Here is an 18,925-nt window from a genome sequence, read left to right on the forward strand (position 1 = left end):
TACTCAAAAACGTTGGGGTGGTGTTAAACGCTCCGTCACCATCCACGTCTTGAACCGACAGTGTCCCTGTGACTTCAAGTTGAACGCCCTCAACATCCAAGTTGGTATCCACATCTTCCGTCACCGACCCACTGTCATCATCCCCTTCACCAAGATAGATATCGGATGGATCGTCAACAGGCAAAACATCTATATTTACTACCAGCGTATCTTGGCCACCATTCCCGTCATCCACTATCGCAGTAAACTGGTCTTGACCATTGAAGTCATCACCCGGTGTATAAGTCCAACTACCATCGCTGTTTAACACTAATTCGCCGTTACTTACCCCGCTCACTAGCTCAAAGGTTAGCGGATCGTCATTTGGATCACTCGCGGTGAGTTGGCCACTGATTGGTATATCTTCATCTGTTTCAACGTTTAAGTTGTCACCAAGTGGAGCACCATTTATTGATTCGGTGAAAAATGGGGGGAACTGCGCCTCTAGGTCGGAAAGCGTTAGGCTTTGGGTTTCAGAGAGTCCTATAGAAGTAAAGCCATCTGTTTCAAAATTGGTAGAAGCAAGAGTAGCTGAGCCATCCCTTTCAATCGTACCTGTCCCAGTAGGACTAGACCCACCTTGTCCACCAGCGGCGGTCGCGAAGTCTTCACCTAATTGGGTAGGATCGACTCCACCTTCTAAGGCTGCAAAGATATCTTCGACTTCAGCGGTGATGTCTTGTGGTACTCCTAGGGCATCAACCAGTCTTACCTGTACAGAAGTGGGAGCGGTGGATTGAGTCCCATCTGCGTTGATGACCACTTCTCCCGGTAAAGGCTGTTCACCTTCAAGTAAAATACGAACGTTGCCATTAACATCGATGACTATAGTTTGACCACCAGCGATGTTGCCCATCATAAAATAATTAAGAAGTCCCATATCGTACCCCAACTTTAAGTTGATTGGCTGGCATTCAGATATACAACAAAGCTTGATACTTAGTTAAAAGTATCTCGGCAATATGCGCCTAGTTCCCCTTTACTTTTCATACCAACAAATGAACAAGGCACTACACATCTACAGACAGCTCACACTCCTAAAAGGAATTTTAGATGCACTCAAATGGTACGGTGACCCCTAAAAATCACATCAATTTTTCACTCCCAAACATTTAATTAACAATTATGTTATTAAACAAAAGACTTAGATTGTATTTCTGTTTAGCAGCGCAAAACTGGCACGAAAGTTATTTTACTGACAAAGGAGTTAGTATCATTTATAAGAAATATTTCAGTTATTACATTCAAACTATTGATGTAAAAAAGCGCCCAAACGGGCGCTAATCTTTATTGTTATTACCTTGCTGAATCTTATCCTAAGCCTTGCTCTCTACGCTGAGACTCTTTTTTGGCAAAGAAATGTGTAATAGGAAGTAACCCAATAATGCTGCAGTCGTCGAGCCCATCAATATACCGAGGCGAGCATAAGTATCGAACTCTACATTCACCTGTCCGAATGCCAGCGATGAGATGAAGATAGACATGGTAAAACCGATACCACACAGCACAGACACCGCAAAGATGTGGCGGAATGTAATCCCATCAGGCAACTTAGCTACACCAGCTTTCACCGCTAACCAACTGAACGAGAAGATACCGACAGGTTTACCCACCAACAGTCCTAATGCGATACCTAGAGGCAGCATTGAAGTTAACCCCGACATAGATACGCCCTCTAGCGAAATACCTGCATTGGCGAAGGCAAACAACGGCAGAATACCGAACGCCACATATGGATGTAGTGCATGTTCCATGTGTTTAAGCGGAGAGTGTTCACCTTTATTACCTTTTAGAGGAATCGCAAAGCCAATAACCACACCAGCCAAGGTTGCATGGACACCCGATTTCAAGACCGCAAACCACAAGATAGCACCCACTATCATGTACGGTGTCAATTTCGTTACTTGCTTTGAGTTAAGCATAAACAGCGCCGCGGTCATCGCAAAACCGACGGCTAATGCTGTTGTTGATAGCTCGCCTGTATAGAACAGCGCGATAATAACGACAACACCTAGATCATCAATAATCGCAAGGGCCAACAAAAACACTTTCAAGCTGACTGGTACACGGTTACCCAGCAGAGCCATAATCCCGAGCGCAAAAGCAATATCGGTAGCCGCAGGAATAGCCCAACCTTGCACCGCTTGGGCATCACTGTAGTTAAACATCAAGTAGACTAAAGCTGGTGCCAACATACCACCTACCGCAGCAATTGCTGGGAAGATAGCGGTTTCTCTCGATTTTAGTGCACCTTCAAGCAGCTCACGTTTAACCTCTAGACCGATGAGCAAGAAGAACACTGCCATTAAGCCATCGTTAATCCAGTGAGAAACAGACATACCAAACACATAAGTGTGCAGAAAACCTTGGTACGCATCATTAAGAGAAGTGTTTGCGATCGTCATTGCAATAGCGGCTGCAATGACGAGTAGAATGCCTCCAGCTGACTCCATTTTAAAGAAATCGCGAATAATATCATTCATGATATTGCCCTTATATTTATTATGTAAATAAGTGACTACAACGAATAGGGCTGAGTTTATAGAAACTGTAACTTTAGGAAAAATCGATTGTTTGGATTATATAACTCGGTTTTTCCGAACCCTTATTGCAAGCTTACTTTTGACTTCCCCGCTTAAGTATAGGCAAAACATCGGATTTTCCACATAAATGGCAAAAAGCCACTTTCTACCGAGCAGAAAGTGACTTACATAAGAACATAACCATTTAATTTGACAGTTAATAACCAGTCAGTTGCATAAAACCTTGCGAGTTATGACTCCCGCTGATCGTAATTGGGCCTTCCCAATATGGCAGTACAAATGGCAACCACAAATCCTGGTTCGCTGCTTGAGTTTCAATATCCACTCCAAGCTTAGGAATCTTTACGGACCAACTTAACGGTACACGTTTACCATTCGTGAGTAGGACATCATTCAACGGTGAAATGTCGATATCTTGATTTTGCAGCGAAACTACTTTGCCATTGTTTTTCGACAAGGTACCAAATACATATGGCAGTTGGCTTTCATGGCGATAACGATTTATAGAGAGTGTCGTTTCATCATCTAAATGGAACACAAACCAGTCCCAGCCTTGTTGGTCTTCTGCAATGAGGCCGCTACCCCACTCTTTACTCATCCATCCTTTGCCTTTTACCTCTATCACGTTATGTGGTGACAGTTCTAGTTGGCCCTCGATAGATAAAAATGGCGCAGTTAAGTTAAGTGATGCAATCGGCAATAAATCATGTTTAATCGCATACCCACGTTCGCTAGGAATGACAAATGGGCCTCTGGTCGTTGCTCTAACCCGGACCTTAAATGTATCTGTTCCGACATCTAGCTGACCAGGAAACGGGGTTCTACCTAAAGAACGCCAATGCCAATTATCAATCCATAAGCGAAATGGCATTGCTGACATCCCGGCTTGTCCTATTCCACCACGGGCAACCCGCTGCTCTCGCCATACTTGGCTCTTATTGGAAACAACCACATTCGCAATATAGAGCTGCGGGCTCAACCACCCAGGCATATCATTTTCATGGGTTGCAATACGAAAATAGGTCCACTGAATGCCATACTGCTCACCATTTTCATCGACGACGTTGGCAAAAAAGTGCCACCAACCGTGCTGATATTCATTGTGAAAGGCGAAATCGCGAGGAATGATCACCGGATTGCCGGGAAGAACGGGTTCGAAAACTTGAGTTTGCTTAGAGACAAAGGCAGCACTTACCTCATTGGATGCGCTTTGGTTGGTTGGCGTTAATGAGGTCGGTTGATAAAGCGCGAACAATACTAACCCTGCTGTAACTATGGTTACCAAGAACACACCGATAACTCTTCTGTTTTTACGCTTCATCTATAGTGAGTCTCTTAGTGATTTCATCGGTGTATTTCTCACCATTCTTAGCACCGGGATAGCGCCTGCCACCATCAACGCGAACATCGCTAAACTGACAGAGTGAAGGTACTCAAACGGTATAAACTGAAGCTCTAACGTCCAACCGAATGACTGTTTAATAACGATATCAACCACAAGATTGGCCAACGCAAGTCCAAGTGGCATAGCGATGAGCATTGCCATTGCACCAAAAACAAACAGCTGTAAGCTACCCATTAAAATCAACTCTTTACCGGACATACCCAAACAACGCAATAACGAAATATGCTTTTGTCTAGACACTTCACCTGCCAGCGTAGCGAAGAAGATCCCAAATACAGCAATGACGAGGGTTATGTTGCCTAAGGTGTCTGCAATCGAAAAGGTTCGGTCAAACACCCTCATCGCTTGAGTATGAATATCACTATTGTCAAAAATACGCTCTGTGTTGAGCCTAAATAAGGTTTCCAAGCGCCGTTTTAGGCCGTGCGGATTAACACCATCCTGTAACACTGTGCCTAATGCAACTGAGCCGCCGCCCGCAAACACATATAACCAATTTCGATGAGATAGTAAGACTTGATTGTATGGATTGCCGTAATCGTAATAAACACCGACGACCTGCCACCCATCACCGAGTTCTCCAGTTAGTTCTATGACATCGCCCGGTTTAATTTTCAGCTTAAGCGCCATAGATTCACTGATCATGACCCCTTTAGAGTGATGTAGATGATACCAATAGTCTGGAATGCCCAGTTTGACCGTCAGCGCGTCAAGCTCACCTTCAGAAGCACCGGTGCTCACCACCTGCAACGCCCCGTTATCAGTTGGAATTTCTTTTTCCCAACGCCACCAAACCGATTCCACTTCCGGCTGGTTCAGTAACCATGTACTCATACGAGCTGCTGAGTTGTTATTCGGGTAAATGTACAGATCTGCCGCTAAACGCTGACTCAACCATTTATCTGTGGTATCTCGAAAGCTGCCAACCATAGTTTCGACACCGACATTCGCCGCCATCGCAAGCATAAACGCCATAGTAGCAACACCGCGATAACTCATACTCGCAGCCGCATCGGCAAAAAACCAACGTACTTTTACCCAGCGCAAAGAATAAGAAAGCATTTCGAATAAACGCCAAATGACATAAGGCGTAAACAACGCAGCACTTAATAGCATAAGAGCGATGATGGCAAAGCCTGTTTCTAGGGTTTGTGGCGCCTGATAAAGTGCGATTGCCGACACACAGCAACCACAGGCGATCAAAGCTTGAACCGAAAACTCAGCGCCAGCAAAACGAACTAGAGACAACCTTGTAGCAAGACGACGTGGTGGCGAGCGCAGCAAACGAACTAACGGCCACGCGCAAGCAACAACAGCCCCGGTAATTGACAGGTAGAGACTATAGAAGCTAGCGCGCCAATCCCAGTCAATCGAGAGACCGATGTTAGTCCCATACAAATCACCTAAACTCGCCGATACTGCCGGAAGTAATTGATTGGCAAGTAACATACCGAGCAAATTACCGCATAACCATCCGATCAATACCAATACAACAAGCTCTAAGAACAGCGCTTGAGCAAGCTGCCATCCAGATACGCCCATCTGTCTGAGGTTACCCACCAAAGGCTGACGCTGAGTCAGCGTCATCGACATAGCTTGGTAGAAGATAAACAAGCCAACTAAGAATGCGAGCATACCCATCGCACTTAAGTTTAAGTGGAAAGCTTCGGTGAGTGACTCCAGTTCAGCGCGCGAACTGCGACTCAAGGCCATACCGTTAGGCAATATAGATTTGAGCTTGCTTAGCTTATCTGCTGGCATATCCGAGCACGCAATCACAGAAATACCCGAACTGCGCTCTAGCATGCGCAATAATGACATGTCAGCGACAATGCGTGTTCCGTTCAATCGGTCTTCTCTGTCGACACGAATAGGGCCTAAGGTACTACCATCATTGAGGCGAATAAAATCACCTTGTTGCCACTTCATTCGCTGCGCAAGATCCGAACTGACGAGCACAGGATAAGGTGGACGCATTAATTCGAGTGAGGAAATCTCATCAAGCAAAGCACCGGACTCGAAACCAATCATAGCGACAGGATCAATACCTACCAGTATTAAATCGGCCCCACTGGCTGTGCTAATACGTAAATTTTCGAAAGGTGCACATTGATGGAAACCATCACGACGGAGTTGGACATAAAACCCTTGTGGAATCTTATTGGCACTGTGACGGGGACGAATACGATACGGAAGTGGATTAGAGAATAACTTTTCGCCGTTCTCATAACTTTGGCGAGCATGATTGTTGATTGAGCTCACCCCAACCAGCAGAGAAACACCTAAGGTAATACCGAGCCAGACAAGGAGTATTTGGAAAGGATAGCGTCGGTAGTGGCCAAGTAGTGCTTTAACTACAGGCCATAACATGCAACTGTCCTCCTTGTAGTCTGATTCGTCCTTCCATATGTTCGGCGACTCGTTCACTGTGAGTCACCAACAACAAGGTGCAATCCAGCTGCTTAGTTAGGCTTGTTAGTAGACGCATGACCGCCTCGGCATTGCGCTCATCTAAACTTCCAGTTGGCTCATCGGCAAGCAGAATCTTTGGTTCCATATAGAGTGCGCGTGCTATTGCTGCACGTTGCTGTTGACCACCGGAAACTTCTTCCGGATAACGACCAAGCAAAGGCATCAAATCAAGAGCAGAGAGAATTTGACGCCACAGACCTGCGTCTTCAGGCAAACCTTTAAGTTGACGACAAAAGCGGATGTTGTCAGCGACATTAAGTGTAGGAAGCAAGTTAAACTGCTGAAAAATAAGGCCGATATTGTTTCTTCGATAAGCGGTGCGCTTAGTTTCAGCAATATCATGCATGTTAAAGTTTGGAAAGCAAACTTGACCAGAATCGACCGTATCAAGGCCGGCGATAAGATTGAGTAAGGTGCTCTTCCCAGAACCGCTCTCCCCCATCAAGGCGACTTGCTCACCTTGCTTCAATGACAACTCAGCACCTTGTAACACGGGATGGAATTCATCACCATCTACGTAGCCTTTACACAGGTCTGTAAGTTGTAACATCGATTCTCTCGTCAGCCTTTAAAATAGGAGTGTGAATCTACACTAAATCGCCCCAGCAAGAAAGTATTTTGGACACTGGCTCACAATATATGCATCAAAACACTATAAACCCACGCTCAATGTCTAATTTTCGATCAAATTTCGAATCCATTTACGTGTTTTCATCCTATATAAAGACGCAAACCATTTGATGCCCTCTTCTGTTAAAAACAGCAGATAGATCCATTCCGGCTCCCAACCCAGTCCAATTGCGGCAAACGCGGCTAATGGGATGCCAATCAACCATTGAGCGACAAGATCTTGATATAAACAGAACTTAACGTCTCCACCCGCACGCAGTACACCAACAATCGTCATCATGGGTATAGAACGCAAGACGATACCGAGACTGAGTACCAGCATGAACTTTTCAGATAACGCGCGCGTTTCTGGTGTTAGAGCACTAAATGCATCAAGGACTAATCCTTGCACCACATATAATAGTGCGGCGACTACGAACCCGACGAGCAAACTGAGTACAGTCACTCCAATTGCTTGGTAATAGACCTCATCATATTTCTTCGCCCCAATTTGGTTACCAACCAAGACGGCGGCGGCGTTGGACATACCAATTAAAAGTGCCAACGCAATTGACTCAACAGGCGTCATCACTGACAAAGCGGCCAAGCCCTGAACGCCCGATTGACCCATAATGGCGTGATAAACAAACAATCCACCAGCCCATGCTAGGAAATTAAATGTCGTAGGCAATGAAAGTCTTAAAAATTTGCTGACGCGTGTCCACACCACGACGTTGCGGATATCTTGCCAACTAAATGCGAGCAGATGTTGTTTGGCGTAGAGGTAGCCAAACAAGCAAGCCACTTCTATCGCGCCACTCAATACGGTTGCAATCGCAGCACCTTTAATACCGAGCGCAGGCAAACCTAAGTGGCCAAAGATGAGTGCCCAGTTAAGGAAAACGTTAGACACAATACCAATGCCGCTGAAAAAGGTACTGATCCCGGGTTTGTGCATTGCGCGTAAGCCTACCGACATACTCGCGACACAGGCCACGGCAAACATCGTCACCGAAGTAATCACAAGATAGTCAGCCCCTAGTTGGACGACTTGGGGATCATTCGTCGCAAAACCCATAATCTGGCTTGGGAACAAGATAAATAAAATCGCGGTCAGCGCAGCAAAGGCCGTACAAACGAGCCACGTCAAGGCGGTACTCTCTCTCACCCCTTTACGATCAGCCGCTCCCCAATATTGCGCGGTAAGCAGTGCGCCACCCGTGGTCACGCCAACCAACATAATAGTGGTGACAAAGGTAGCCCGCGCAGCGACACCGACGGCGGCAATTTCGGCTTCCCCCAGTTGTCCGAGCATTAAAACATCGACCAAACTTCGGCTCGAAAACATAATACTTTGCAGGGTGATCGGCATAGCAATAGCAATCAGACGACGTATAAAGTCACCGCGGGTATTGGCTAATACATAGGAGAGAGTAGTCAAGCGCGAACCTCAAAATACAACGGTATGAAAAGAGAGAAAAAACGAGGCGGCTATTATATTATCACTCTTGATATGAAACCATAAAAATACAGGGAAAGTAATGAAAAAGGTTTTGGTGCTTGGCGCCTCTGGATACGTAGGTTCCCAGCTTCTTCCACTCCTGTGCGAACAGGGTTATCAAGTCACGGCAGCGGCAAGACAGATCGAATACCTAAAGGCGCGCGTTAAGCCACAACCTAACCTCTCGCTCTGCTATCTTGATCTCGCTGACGAAGAGGCAACCAAAGCCTTGATTCCACAATTCGATCTTATCTACTTTCTCGTACACGGAATGGCTCATGGACACGACTTCTTAGACTATGAGCTTTCATTAGCCGAAAATTTCAACAGCGCTTTACGCCAAAGTGCGGTCAAACACGTTATATTTCTCAGTGCCATCCAGCCACAGACTGGGGACTCTAACCATTTAAAAGCGCGCAAGATGACCGGGGATATCATTCGTCAAGCAGGCATTCCGATAACAGAGCTTCGGGCGGGTGTCATCATTGGCCCAGGCTCAGCCGCTTTCGAGATCATGCGCGACTTTGTCTACAATATGCCCATTCTTATTACCCCCAAATGGGTCGACTCTAAAGCCAATCCGATTGCACTTGCTAACCTCAATCACTATTTGCTCTCAATCGCGCAAGAGACACCGACAGATCACCAGTTATACGAAGTCGGCGGCCCAGACACATTAAGCTATCGCAAGCAGTTTCAAGTGATCGCCAAGACAATCAACAAACCCATTTCCATTCTTTCGACAACATTGCTGACCCCGAAAATGGCCTCTCATTGGCTAGGTATTGTCACGTCTGTGCCAACCAGCATTGGCGCTGCGCTCTTGTCTGGTTTAGAACACGACTTTATAGCGAACAATCAAGCCATTGCGAGTAAATACCCGCAAGCTCTCATTTCATATCAAGAGATGGTGTCGAGCAGTATTAAACACGAAGGCACTTTTGTTCGCAGCAATGTGTGGGGCTTTGATCCTGCGGCGTTATCACGCTGGCAACCAGGCTTTGGCTACTACCCAAAACAGACAGGTGCAAGTATTGAAACAACGCTTTCTGCCAGACAACTATGGCAATTAGTCAAGCAAATCGGTAGTCGTAAACAGGGCTACTTTTTTGCCAACATACTTTGGCGTACCCGTGAGTGGCTAGAGCTCTTTTTTGGTGGCGGAAAACCTATCCGGCGATCTCCTCCGGGACCGGAATTGCAAGTGGGTGACTATATTGATTCTTGGAAGGTAATTCGCTGTGAAGAAAATCACTTCATCTCGTTGCTGTTTGGCATGAAAGGGCCAGGGCTTGGCCGTTTAGAGTTTTCAATTGAAGATTTGGGCAAACACCGAAGACTCACCGTAACCGCTTGGTGGCACCCACAAGGCTTTAGAGGCTTACTCTATTGGTTTGCTATGATGCCTGCGCACTTATTCATTTTCAAAGGTATGGTCAAAGCCATTGTGAGAAAAGCAAAAGAGCTCCCATAGTGGCAGCTCTTTAAGGTCAGACTAAACATTCACACTAAGCGGTATCTCAGCTAACTGATTACCACGGTTAGCTGGGAAGACAAGGTATTCTCCGTGATATTTGACGTTGGATTTGTAATCCGTCACTTTATGAACCATAAAACCCGCCGCCGCTGCTTTCTCGACAAAATCAGCATGATGACCACGAACAAACCAGCTCATAGGTTTGATCATGTCTTCACCTTCAAAGCAGCTTTCGCATTGCTCGGTACACATCGCCAATGAATTGGGGCCTTCAGTAAAGATCTGTACTTTACCGCAATCGACCAACGGTTCTGAGGTTGTTACTTCCCAACCTTGCTCTTCCATCATGTCGATGAATTCGTTGATCTGATAATCTTTGATCACGCGATCGTCTTGACCCTTAGGGAAAAACTGATCGTAGAACTTAGCAATACGTTGGAACGTCTGCATCAGACCTGCATTATTTCCTTTAGAGCGTCCCGTTTTTTGCCAACGAATCAAATCATCAGCAACAATACGTGGGAACTGCTGCGACTTAATCGCTCTGGTTATCCAACGGACTAAGTACAGGTTGTTTGCCGTTGGACCGTTAGTCAGTTTGCCCGCATTGTGTTCGCAAGCAATATCATCCAACGCCTTATTAACCAGTTTTTGTATTTCTACCGTATACTCAGACATTACGCCTTTCTTCCAAATATCCAATAACATGCCACCGAAATGACGGAACATGCACTCATTACTGTGATCATTGGCCAAGTCACACCGCCCGGCATCATTGCCACAACAGCGCCAACAATAGACCCTGTACCAAAACGCAAAGTACCTGCCAACGATGACGCTGTCCCCGCCATTGTTGGGTAGCCACTTAATAGTAATCCCATCGAGTTACTACCGATTGTTGACAAGGTACCAATGAACATCACCACAAAAATCACCGTCCCCCATAAGCCAAAATCCAGCAGCCAAGTGACAAACAGTCCAATGCCGGCAATCAACTGAACAAACAATCCAAAGCGTAGCATAGCGTGCGAACCGACTTTTTTAACCAAACGGCCATTAATACTCGTCATGATGATCATTGCCACAATGTTTAAGCCAAATAAGTAGCCAAACTGTTCAGGTGGTACGCCATAGATATCAATATAAACAAATGAGCCTGCGGTCAAAAATGCAAACATACCGGCAAAAGAAAACGCACCCGAGAAAATCAGCCCCATCGCTACAGGGTTTCTAGAAAGTCGAAGGTAATTTCTTAACGTATTGCGGATTCTAAATGGCTGTTTGTTCTCTGAACTTAGGGTCTCTGGAATTTTCCACATCACCAGTCCGATCACAACCACAGCGAACATAGCGAGAATCCAGAAAATTGCACGCCACCCAAACCAAACCGCGACATAACCGCCAATCATAGGGGCGATCAGTGGTGCAATGGTTATCACCAAAGTCACAAATGACATCGCGCGGGAAAAATCTTCGCGATCAAACATATCACGTACGACTGCCTGAATAACGACTGCGGCGGCAGCACCAGCAAAGCCTTGTGCGGTACGTACCCAAGTCAGGGCCTCAATGCCAGTTGTTGTCGCGCTGACCACGGCCGCGATACCAAAAAATAGCACACCTAAAATCAGTACCGGACGACGGCCATAACTGTCTGCCAGTGGACCATGAATAAGCTGACCAATCGCAAAACCGGCGGTGTACGCGGTGAGGGTGATCTGAACTGCCCCTTCTGCCACACCAAGATCTTTGGCAATGGTTGGCATTGCGGGCAAGTACATATCTATCGCTAAAGGGGTTAAAGCACCAATTGCACCCAGAACAAGGAATAATAGAAAACTGATTTGCGGTGCGCTGGTTTGATCTAAGGTTCTCTCAGACATAAATCTCCTACTCGGTTGCGGGTTAGATGCAGCGTCCGTGCTGCAACCAAACAGAATGAATCAACACAATTGTGTTATGTGAATCGATCCATATTCAATCAATTCAGCCCAAAAGACTAGTTCCTAAGTGGAAATAAACTATTTCCTAGATAAACAATTATTTCCAAACAGAATCAATTTCTTGTTGAGTAAGGTAGCGGTATTCACCGGGCTCTAGCGTTTCACACAGCTCAATGTCACCAATTCGTTCACGGTGCAGATGCTCTACCTTATTCCCCAGCGCAGCAAACATGCGTTTCACTTGATGATACTTACCTTCGGTAATGGTAAGTAGTAGCTCATTTTCTTGCTCATCGACCACTTCGAGTTTGGCCGGCAGTGTCAACTCTTTCTCGTTACGCAGTTGAATGCCTTGGGCAAACTTGTCTGCATAATCGGCTTGAATTGGGTCGGCAAGCCAAACCCGGTAGGTTTTTTCACATTTGTGTTTCGGTGACGTGATTCGATGCGACCATTGACCATCATCGGTAATCAACACCAATCCGGTAGTGTCTACATCAAGGCGACCAGCAAAATGTAAGTCTTCCATTTTCACTTCATCTAGCAACATGAACGCCGTTTGATTAAAACCATCTTCATGCGAGCAAACAAAACCATCCGGCTTGAACAACATAATATAACGAGGGCCCGGCTTGTGGATTTCTCTGCCCTGCCACTCCACGGTGCAAGTATCAGTCACTTTATACGCGCCGCTCTTTTGCACCACGTCATTGACGGTGACATCACCACTTTTAATGATTTTTGTTGCTTCTTTACGTGTTGCTCCAAGAGCGTCACATAGATATTTATCTAAACGCATGAATACCTCATCTTTGCTAGGTGAGGTATTATAGTGCGACTAAACTAAATAGTTGAGCTATTTCACACATTTTATGTATACACTTCGTCCCTATCAGGCTGATTCCGTCAAGGCCGTTATCCACTACTTTCGTCAACATTCAACACCGGCGGTTTTGGTCTTGCCAACGGGCGCAGGAAAAAGTTTAGTTATTGCCGAGCTTGCAAGACTCGCCAAAGGACGGGTACTCGTGCTAGCTCATGTCAAAGAGCTTGTTGAACAAAACCACCAAAAATACGAAGGTTATGGGCTGAAAGGGGCGATATTTTCAGCGGGTTTAGGCCGCAAAGAGACAGATCAACAGGTGGTGTTTGCGTCCGTTCAATCTGTTGTGCGCAACCTTGACCAGTTTAACAATCAATTTTCGTTGCTTGTCATAGATGAATGTCACCGCGTTCCGGATGACAAAAACACCAGTTACCAAAAAGTCATTAACCATCTACGCGAACAAAACGCAGGTATTAAGGTGCTTGGTCTCACCGCGACCCCTTATCGCTTAGGGATGGGGTGGATTTATCAATATCACACCCGCGGCTTAGTGCGCAGCGAAGAGCCCCGCTTCTTCCGTGACTGCATTTTTGAACTGCCGATTCGCTACTTATTGGATGAAAAATTCCTGACACCAGCACGAATGATGGACGCCCCCGTCCTTAGCTATGACTTTTCTCAGCTCAAGCCTGCCAACACAGGGCGTTATAAAGAGTCCGAAATGGATATGGTGATCGATAAAGCCAAACGAGCGACGCCACAAATTGTCGAGCAAATTATTCAAATGTCGCAAGATAAACAAGGCATCATGATTTTTGCCGCCACGGTTCGTCATGCGCAAGAGATCTATGGCCTACTTCCCGAAGGGGAAACTGCGATAGTGATTGGAGACACGCCGACACCTGAACGCGATGCCATCATTCAAAACTTTAAAGATCGTAACATTAAGTACCTCGTTAACGTATCGGTACTCACAACCGGATTTGATGCGCCACACGTTGATTTAATCGCCATTTTACGACCAACAGAATCGATCAGTCTTTACCAACAAATTGTTGGCCGAGGATTGCGCTTATCGCCAGGAAAAGAAGAGTGTTTGGTATTAGATTATGCAGGCAACAGCTACGATCTTTATCAACCTGAAGTCGGTGACGCCAAGCCCGACTCCGACAGCGAGATAATCACCATCCCTTGCCCTGCCTGTGGCTTTAATAATAATTTCTGGGGCAAGCTCGACAGCAATGGCTTCCTAATTGAACATTTTGGCCGCAAATGCCAAGGCTTTTTTGAAGATGAAGATACAGGTGAGCGAGAACATTGTGATTACCGTTTCAGAGCCAAATATTGCGGAGAATGTGGTGCGGACAACGACATCGCTGCAAGAATTTGCCATGAGTGCGATGCCACTTTAGTTGACCCAGACAAAAAGCTTAAAGAGGCGTTAAACCTAAAAGATGCATTAGTGTTTGAATGCCGCGAGATGGATTTAAGCGTTTACAAAGATGACAAGGGCAAGAGCAGTTTGAAGGTCTGTTATATTGGTGACAATCAAGCGCAGGTCAGTGAGTTTTGGTCGTTAACCACTAAGAACCAAAAGCAACGCTTTAAGGATCAATTTGTTCGTCCTCACCTCGCTGACAAACATCGCCCGTTTGATGACGCTTCGCCAACCAAAGTGGTCAACAATCAGCATAGGTTCCGCCCTCCTCAGTTTGTTATCGCGCGTAAGTCTGGGCGTTTTTGGAAAATGCGCGACAAAATTTTTGCTGATGAGCTAACCAACTAATGACATTCACTTGGAGTTCATCTTGCAGTGCGTATACTGAAACGAGTCATTTCAACAAGGTAGGATTATGTTCAAGCGTACGTTAGTCGTCCTAACCACTCTCTTAGCTTGTGTCTTTGCTTCATTTTCAACATTTGCTGATGCACACCATGACGAAGATGGCCATGCATTAGTTCAAGACGCCCACCAGCCCGGTGCGAAAATTGAGTTTGAAGAGGATCAAGACGAAGTCTACGAGGCAGTACAAAAGGGCTTTGTTCGTCCATTTTCAGAAATGTTTGCCGCTGTTGAACGGGATCTCTATGGCCGCATCATTCAAGTCGAGCTCGACGAAGACGATGACATTTGGATCTATGAACTTAAACTGAACCACAATAACAACATCATCAAAGTTGAGTACAACGCCGAAACCCTTGAAATGCTGCAGATCAAAGGCAGAAACATTAAAGAAGCACTGAAAAAATAGAAGATAAACGCTTATGAAAATTCTCGTCGTCGAAGATGAACCTCGTCTTGGTGAACAAATCATCGCCACATTAGAACAAACTGGCTGGGTTCCCGAACTTTCTCAAGATGGTATTGATGCACTATACAGAGCGACTTCCGAAGAATGGGATGCCATCGTACTCGATCTTGGCTTACCTAAGCTCGATGGCCTGACCGTACTGAAAGGGATACGAGACGAAAACATCAATACCCCAGTGATCATCCTGAGCGCTCGCGATACCTTAACCCAGCGCGTCGAAGGATTAAATGCAGGTGCCGATGACTACCTAACCAAGCCGTTTGAAATGGTTGAACTGATTGCTCGCATTCGAGCTCAGCTTCGCCGCGCATCAGGCAATGCCTCTCCCGTTATGCAAGTGGGCAATTTAAGCCTAGACACACGCTCTTCCAAAGTCATGTGGCAAGGCCAAGCGATTAGTCTTACTGCACTAGAATATAAAGTTGTTGCCTATTTTATGCATAACCCAGAGAAGGTCATTTCACGTACCGAGCTGGTCGAGCACATCTATAAACAAGACTTCGACCGTGATTCAAACACCATTGAAGTGTTTATTGGTCGAATCCGCAAAAAAATCGCCCCGAAGGTGATCAAAACAGTCAGAGGACTGGGGTATCAACTCAATGCCGACTAACAAGCGCTCGTTGCTTAAGCGACTGAGTTTAAAAAGCCGCTTAGTACTCGCCGCGATTGTCTGGCTAACGGCCATGGTTATCGCCGCGGGCATTAGCGTGCCAAGCCAAGTCTTTCACTATATGGAAGATGATGCGAAATCTCAGCTTTCTATCTATATGGATGAGATTTCCGCCGCACTTGAAGCCGATGAATCTGGTAATCTCACGCTCACGTCCAACCTGTCTGACCCTCGCTTTAGCCGCCCTTACAGCGGTTTGTATTGGTCAGCAACAACAGCTTCTGATTTGCTTCGTTCACGTTCGTTGTGGGACAAAACCATTACGTCGAAAAGAAAAGGCAAAGAGTATTTTGGCGCGCGAGATGAAAAGCTCATCTATCTAAAAACCTCGCTCTACTATCCCGATTTTCAAGGCCCAATCGAAGTACTGATCGGTATTGACGAACAACCTATAGAAGACACGGTACGAGACTTAATGAGCCAGCTTTGGATCATTCTTGCCCTACTCTACTTTGGCGTTCTTAGCGTCATTATGCTGCAAGTTCAATGGTCGCTCAGTCCTCTGAGTAAAATGCAAAAAGAGCTCCATCAACTTCGCTCGGGTGACAAAACAAGCCTAGACCAAGATTACCCGAAAGAAGTCGCCCCTGTAGTATCTGACCTTAACGCTCTGGTTTTTCATTACCAAGAGCTGCTCGAACGCGCCCGTCATCATGCCGGCAACCTTTCCCATGCGCTGAAAACACCCTTATCGGTGCTCAGAAACGAAATAGCTACGCTCGATAAGGAGACCAGTGATTCTCTATTGCCTCCTGTGCATCAAATTCAAAGCCAGATAGATTATCACCTTGGCCGAGCGCGTATGGCTGGCTCAAAAAACATACTCTCAGTACGAGCAAACGCCGCGGAACGTGTCGATGCGATTTCCATGGCCTTCGATAAAGTCTACGCACAGCGAGGGGTTACTCTTATTAACGAGTTAGATTCAGACATCGAGGTCGCCGTTGATCAAACTGACCTTGATGAAATGGTCGGCAATCTGCTCGAAAATGCCTACAAATGGTCAGAAAACCTCATTCGCGTCCATTCTATCGACAACAAATCCGGTACGATTAAACTGATCATTGAAGACGATGGTCCGGGCATTGCAGATGACGATATCGACAGCGTTCTGCAACGCGGCGTCCGATTGGATGAAACCACACCGGGAACTGGACTTGGGCTCAATATAGTAACTGAGATGGCTCATAGTTATCGCGGTAAGCTTGCCCTATCCAAAAGCTCAATGGGCGGTTTAAAAGCCGTGCTGACGCTTAAAACCTGTCAATAACATTGCCACCGGATATGGCGCGTCAAACCCCAACGGCGATAACTTCAGCGATTGGTGAGAATTGCTCTGGAAAACGCTGATTTAGGTGATTTTGAGTTGCTAGAAAAGTAAGAGAGTGATAGTATCCGCGCTCGCTTGGAGAGTTACTACCAATTTCTCTTCAGCGTTTAGCACACTTAACAAGGTCGCATTGTTAGTGTGAATATGAATACTTTATTATTTTGAGAGTAATACTATGAAATTTGAAGCAGTAGTACGTACTGAACTAGGTAAAGGTGCGAGCCGCCGCCTACGTCACGCTGGTAAATTCCCTGCAGTTGTATACGGCGGTGAAGAAGCAGCAGTATCTATCGTTCTTAACCACGATGACATCGTTAACCAAATGGACAAGCCTGAGTTTTACGAAGCTATCGTTCTAGTTATCGACGGTGCTGAAGTTAAAGTTAAGCCACAAGACGTTCAACGTCACGCTTTCAAGCCAAAAGTTGAGCACATGGACTTCATCCGCATCTAATTCCCGACCAAGGAATTAATTCGGATTTAATCCAGCCTTTTGCATAAAAGATTATCGGACTTACCAACCGAGACATCTAAAAATTCGAAACCCCGATGCTACCAACATCGGGGTTTCACCGTTTTTGAGCCTTAAAAAACGCTCTAGATTTAGCAAGACTCCCTAAAAATCTAAAATCATCTATTCAGCTTAGCTGAAGCTAATTTGTTCTGACCTCAATTGCCAAACCAGTGAGCGCATATATAATTTACAAATGTATCACTAGTTAGTTGAGGTGTAGAGCGTGGTTAGAATGTTAACGTCACAAGCTGATTTTGAATCACATCTACGAACCTGTGGAAATGGTGTAACATGTGCCCATTATGAACACTTCGACCTATGGACAGCCTACCACCCCCTCTATGATAGAGACTTTAATATCTTCGGCCTAGAGGCATTACTGAGGATCAAAGATAACGACGGGCACTGGATTAGCCCTGGAGAATTATTTTCCAAGAAAATCCCCGACTCAGATGACTACTACCACCAAGTCAATCTGGATAGGCTCGCTCGAGTTCTACACTTTCGTAACTTCTCGCTGTTACATCGCCCCATCAATCTATTTGTCAACTTACTGCCCGCGACAGCACTCTCCAATTTAAAATCACATGGTCAAACTTTAGTTCTTAACAGGCTTAAACAGTTAGGCATTAAAACCGAGCAAATTGTTAATGAAATCCTAGAACATGAGGTGGATAGCGCATTGGAGATAATCGAGTTAAGAAAAGCCATTATCGAATGTCGACACAATGGTTTACGAGTCGCAGTAGACGACTATGGTTCTGATGGCTCGGACGACTTTCGGGTTCAAAGCTTGCACCCTGATCTAATCAAGATTGATAGACATCTACTGCTAGAATTTTTAATCGGCAAGTCTAGTAGCTTGCTTAGAGGGTTGGAACTTGCGAAACAGTTAAAATGTATGGTGGTTGTCGAAGGGATAGAAACACGCGATCAATTGCTATCAATGTTAGAGCTGGAAACTCATCTATACCAAGGCTTTTACCTCGCCAAACCCAAGCTTCTTGATGAAAGAACTAATCTTGATACGTATTACTCTGAACTCGAACTGACAATGCAGGAGCCTAACCTACCCCAACAAATCAACAAGCACCAGTGATAGCAACCAAGCTAGGGGGCACAATTCACATCGGCCTTCCCAATCTCAAGATTGCCATGAGATAAGTGCGACTAAATTAAATACGGATGCTAAATAAACCAACGTTACACTCTGATGCACCTAGTTAAAACTCGCTTACAAAGCAAAAAGAACGCGCTTGAGCGTAATGCCGATCAGTTAAG

General features: G+C 45.7%; 16 protein-coding genes. 7 read left to right on the top strand and 9 right to left on the bottom strand.

Annotated elements, in window-relative coordinates; all coding sequences use genetic code 11:
* From TW81_RS17895 to TW81_RS17920, 6 genes are all read right to left on the bottom strand, one after another.
* On the bottom strand, positions 1-919 hold a 919-nt coding region (locus TW81_RS17895; RefSeq protein ID WP_045957109.1), incomplete at its 3' end, for an Ig-like domain-containing protein.
* A 436-nt stretch (positions 920-1,355) separates the two neighbouring features.
* Entirely contained in the window at positions 1,356-2,522 is a 1,167-nt protein-coding gene (gene nhaA / locus TW81_RS17900; protein WP_045957110.1) for a Na+/H+ antiporter NhaA, read from the bottom strand.
* A 256-nt stretch (positions 2,523-2,778) separates the two neighbouring features.
* The gene (locus TW81_RS17905; RefSeq protein WP_045957111.1) at positions 2,779-3,903 is read right to left on the bottom strand and encodes a lipocalin-like domain-containing protein; all 1,125 of its coding nucleotides are present in this window, start codon (positions 3,901-3,903) and stop codon (positions 2,779-2,781) included.
* Positions 3,904-6,357 carry an ABC transporter permease gene (locus TW81_RS17910; protein ID WP_045957112.1) on the bottom strand — a complete coding sequence of 818 codons (2,454 nt, stop codon included), beginning with the start codon at positions 6,355-6,357 and terminating at the stop codon, positions 3,904-3,906. It lies immediately after the preceding gene.
* Complete coding sequence (locus TW81_RS17915; protein WP_045957113.1) at positions 6,338-7,009, bottom strand: ABC transporter ATP-binding protein; 672 nt, start codon at positions 7,007-7,009, stop codon at positions 6,338-6,340. The genes TW81_RS17910 and TW81_RS17915 overlap by 20 nt, the downstream gene beginning before the upstream one ends.
* A gap of 123 nt (positions 7,010-7,132) precedes the next feature.
* Positions 7,133-8,440, bottom strand: a complete 1,308-nt coding sequence (locus TW81_RS17920; RefSeq protein WP_420835070.1) for an MATE family efflux transporter — start codon at positions 8,438-8,440, stop codon at positions 7,133-7,135.
* A gap of 169 nt (positions 8,441-8,609) precedes the next feature.
* On the opposite strand from TW81_RS17920, the gene TW81_RS17925 reads away from it, so the two are divergent.
* The gene (locus TW81_RS17925; protein ID WP_045957115.1) at positions 8,610-10,043 is read left to right on the top strand and encodes a DUF2867 domain-containing protein; all 1,434 of its coding nucleotides are present in this window, start codon (positions 8,610-8,612) and stop codon (positions 10,041-10,043) included.
* Between the two features lie 21 nt (positions 10,044-10,064).
* Here the strand turns inward: TW81_RS17925 and TW81_RS17930 are convergent, their stop codons facing one another.
* From TW81_RS17930 to rsuA, 3 genes are all read right to left on the bottom strand, one after another.
* Positions 10,065-10,724 (bottom strand): DUF2913 family protein, encoded by a 660-nt coding sequence (locus TW81_RS17930; RefSeq protein WP_045957116.1) that lies wholly within the window; start codon positions 10,722-10,724, stop codon positions 10,065-10,067.
* Positions 10,724-11,929: a Bcr/CflA family multidrug efflux MFS transporter gene (locus tag TW81_RS17935; protein ID WP_045957117.1), complete on the bottom strand. Its 1,206-nt coding sequence runs from the start codon at positions 11,927-11,929 to the stop codon at positions 10,724-10,726. Before TW81_RS17935 ends, TW81_RS17930 begins: the two co-directional genes overlap by 1 nt.
* Positions 11,930-12,086: 157 nt before the next feature.
* Positions 12,087-12,788: a 16S rRNA pseudouridine(516) synthase RsuA gene (rsuA, locus tag TW81_RS17940; RefSeq protein ID WP_045957118.1), complete on the bottom strand. Its 702-nt coding sequence runs from the start codon at positions 12,786-12,788 to the stop codon at positions 12,087-12,089.
* Between the two features lie 73 nt (positions 12,789-12,861).
* On the opposite strand from rsuA, the gene radD reads away from it, so the two are divergent.
* The 6 genes from radD (at position 12,862) to TW81_RS17970 (ending at position 18,743) form a co-directional block, all read left to right on the top strand.
* Complete coding sequence (gene radD / locus TW81_RS17945; protein ID WP_045957119.1) at positions 12,862-14,601, top strand: DNA repair helicase RadD; 1,740 nt, start codon at positions 12,862-12,864, stop codon at positions 14,599-14,601.
* Positions 14,602-14,668: 67 nt separating this feature from the next.
* Positions 14,669-15,067 (top strand): PepSY domain-containing protein, encoded by a 399-nt coding sequence (locus TW81_RS17950; protein ID WP_045957120.1) that lies wholly within the window; start codon positions 14,669-14,671, stop codon positions 15,065-15,067.
* Positions 15,068-15,080: 13 nt separating this feature from the next.
* On the top strand, positions 15,081-15,740 hold the full coding sequence (locus tag TW81_RS17955) for a response regulator transcription factor (RefSeq protein ID WP_045957121.1): 660 nt from the start codon (positions 15,081-15,083) through the stop codon (positions 15,738-15,740).
* Positions 15,730-17,070: an ATP-binding protein gene (locus tag TW81_RS17960; protein ID WP_045957122.1), complete on the top strand. Its 1,341-nt coding sequence runs from the start codon at positions 15,730-15,732 to the stop codon at positions 17,068-17,070. The genes TW81_RS17955 and TW81_RS17960 overlap by 11 nt, the downstream gene beginning before the upstream one ends.
* 235 nt (positions 17,071-17,305) lie before the next feature.
* Positions 17,306-17,584, top strand: coding sequence for a 50S ribosomal protein L25 (rplY, locus tag TW81_RS17965; RefSeq protein ID WP_045957123.1), 279 nt, complete (start codon positions 17,306-17,308; stop codon positions 17,582-17,584).
* A gap of 292 nt (positions 17,585-17,876) precedes the next feature.
* Positions 17,877-18,743: an EAL domain-containing protein gene (locus tag TW81_RS17970; protein WP_045957124.1), complete on the top strand. Its 867-nt coding sequence runs from the start codon at positions 17,877-17,879 to the stop codon at positions 18,741-18,743.
* The last annotated feature ends 182 nt before the right edge of the window (positions 18,744-18,925 follow it).

This window comes from Vibrio galatheae (assembly GCF_000967545.1).
GTDB lineage: Bacteria > Pseudomonadota > Gammaproteobacteria > Enterobacterales > Vibrionaceae > Vibrio > Vibrio galatheae.

Bases quoted from the DNA above. Each gene is read 5' to 3' on its own strand.
- nhaA (WP_045957110.1), bottom strand. From the start codon at position 2,522: ATGAATGATATTATTCGCGATTTCTTTAAAATGGAGTCAGCTGGAGGC.
- TW81_RS17905 (WP_045957111.1), bottom strand. From the start codon at position 3,903: ATGAAGCGTAAAAACAGAAGAGTTATCGGTGTGTTCTTGGTAACCATA.
- TW81_RS17910 (WP_045957112.1), bottom strand. From the start codon at position 6,357: ATGTTATGGCCTGTAGTTAAAGCACTACTTGGCCACTACCGACGCTAT.
- TW81_RS17915 (WP_045957113.1), bottom strand. From the start codon at position 7,009: ATGTTACAACTTACAGACCTGTGTAAAGGCTACGTAGATGGTGATGAA.
- TW81_RS17920 (WP_420835070.1), bottom strand. From the start codon at position 8,440: ATGCCGATCACCCTGCAAAGTATTATGTTTTCGAGCCGAAGTTTGGTC.
- TW81_RS17925 (WP_045957115.1), top strand. From the start codon at position 8,610: ATGAAAAAGGTTTTGGTGCTTGGCGCCTCTGGATACGTAGGTTCCCAG.
- TW81_RS17930 (WP_045957116.1), bottom strand. From the start codon at position 10,724: ATGTCTGAGTATACGGTAGAAATACAAAAACTGGTTAATAAGGCGTTG.
- TW81_RS17935 (WP_045957117.1), bottom strand. From the start codon at position 11,929: ATGTCTGAGAGAACCTTAGATCAAACCAGCGCACCGCAAATCAGTTTT.
- rsuA (WP_045957118.1), bottom strand. From the start codon at position 12,788: ATGCGTTTAGATAAATATCTATGTGACGCTCTTGGAGCAACACGTAAA.
- radD (WP_045957119.1), top strand. From the start codon at position 12,862: ATGTATACACTTCGTCCCTATCAGGCTGATTCCGTCAAGGCCGTTATC.
- TW81_RS17950 (WP_045957120.1), top strand. From the start codon at position 14,669: ATGTTCAAGCGTACGTTAGTCGTCCTAACCACTCTCTTAGCTTGTGTC.
- TW81_RS17955 (WP_045957121.1), top strand. From the start codon at position 15,081: ATGAAAATTCTCGTCGTCGAAGATGAACCTCGTCTTGGTGAACAAATC.
- TW81_RS17960 (WP_045957122.1), top strand. From the start codon at position 15,730: ATGCCGACTAACAAGCGCTCGTTGCTTAAGCGACTGAGTTTAAAAAGC.
- rplY (WP_045957123.1), top strand. From the start codon at position 17,306: ATGAAATTTGAAGCAGTAGTACGTACTGAACTAGGTAAAGGTGCGAGC.
- TW81_RS17970 (WP_045957124.1), top strand. From the start codon at position 17,877: ATGTTAACGTCACAAGCTGATTTTGAATCACATCTACGAACCTGTGGA.